Origin of the sequence: Streptomyces sp. NPDC005574, from assembly GCF_040605435.1 — a bacterium.
Taxonomy (GTDB): Bacteria; Actinomycetota; Actinomycetes; order Streptomycetales; family Streptomycetaceae; genus Streptomyces.
Window position 1 is genome coordinate 1 of record NZ_JBEXCW010000317.1, and the last position, 1523, is coordinate 1523.

Below are 1523 nucleotides of genomic sequence, written 5' to 3' on the forward strand. Positions count from 1 at the left end.
CCGGATACGACCTCAACACTCGCATCCTCGCAGGCCACGGGCACCTTCTGCTGATACCCGATCAGATCACCTCAGCCGCTGAATATCCGAGGTCAAACCACCCGCCGCTCTTCTCACCGGCTGGGGCTGCACGGCAGCCACCGCTGCCACCGTTGTCTCGCCCACCTCGGTGCGTGAGCTAAAGGAGTTGCTGGCCCGTCCGGGACCACGCGGCATCATCGCAAGGGGTAGCGGTCGCAGCTACGGCGATCCTGCACAGAACGCTGGTGGTACCGTCGCCCGAACCGCTGGTCTGTCGCGCATCCACTGCACCAACATCGACGCCGGGACCGTGACTGTGGACGCGGGCCTGCGACTGGATGTGTTGCTGCACCGCCTTCTGCTGCTGGGGCTGTTCTTGCCGGTGGTGCCCGGAACGGGACATGTCACGGTCGGCGGGGCCATCGCAGCCGACGTCCACGGGAAGAATCATCCAGCTGCAGGAAGCTTCGGCGATCACATCGTCCAAATGACGGTGCAGACTCCGGTAGGCGAGTTCATTCTGACTCCCGAAACGCAGCCGGAGGTCTTCTGGGCCACGGTCGGCGGTATGGGCCTGACAGGCATCATCACCCAGGCCACTTTGCGCACCGAATCGGTCCCGACACGATGGCTGTATCAGCGCACACAGCGCTGCTCGGATCTGGACCAACTGCTGGCCTGCTGGGAAAACACCGACGAAGTACTCCCCCACCAAGTGGCCTGGATCGACGGCATGGCACGCGGCGCCAATCTGGGGCGTTCCCTGCTGAGTCGCGGCGCTTGGGCTCATCCCGAACATCACGCCACATTCCTGCGCAATCGCCCCCGCCTGCCCCGGCACCGTGAACCGCTGCCGGCTCCACCCCGTATCTGCAGTTTTCTCCTCAACACCGCCACGGTCCGTGGCTACAACCACTACCGCTACCGCACGGCTACCGCACAAGGGGTGGTGAGCCCATGGTCCTTCTTTCATCCACTGGACTCGGTCACCGACTGGAACCGCCTATACGGCCTGCGGGGGCTGGTGCAGTACCAGTTCAGCGTCCCTCACGGCCAAGAGAGCGCACGCCTCCTCGTGCGCATCATGGAAGCGTTCCAGCGCGCTGGCTGCCTTCCGTTCCTCGCCGTGCTCAAACGGTTCGGTCCCAGCAGCCACCCCTATCTGTCTTTCCCGAGGCCTGGCTGGACGCTCGCCCTCGATTTCCCCGCAGGCACTCCTGGCCTTGCGGCCTTGCTCGATCGGCTCGACCACACGGTTCTCGAAGCTGGCGGGCGCCTCTATCTCGCCAAAGACTCACGCAGCTGCCCAGATGTCCTCGCGCAGATGTACCCCGACCTGGCGAAGTGGCGCCAAGTGCGCAGCACTGTGGACCCCGCAAGCGTCTTGGACTCCGACCAAGCCCGACGCCTGCGTTCCACAGTTGAGTGGGGTTCTCGGGGGTTCGGCGAGGCATCGATGCAGGTCAGGCGGTTGCGCCTGGTGCGAAAGCCCAGAAACTCCT

General features: G+C 64.7%; 1 protein-coding gene. It reads left to right on the forward strand.

The genetic code is table 11. The features are described 5' to 3' along the window. Window positions 1-187: 187 nt before the first annotated feature. A partial coding sequence (locus tag ABZT03_RS44455; protein ID WP_356050037.1) for an FAD-binding oxidoreductase occupies window positions 188-1523 on the forward strand: 1336 nt, incomplete at its 3' end.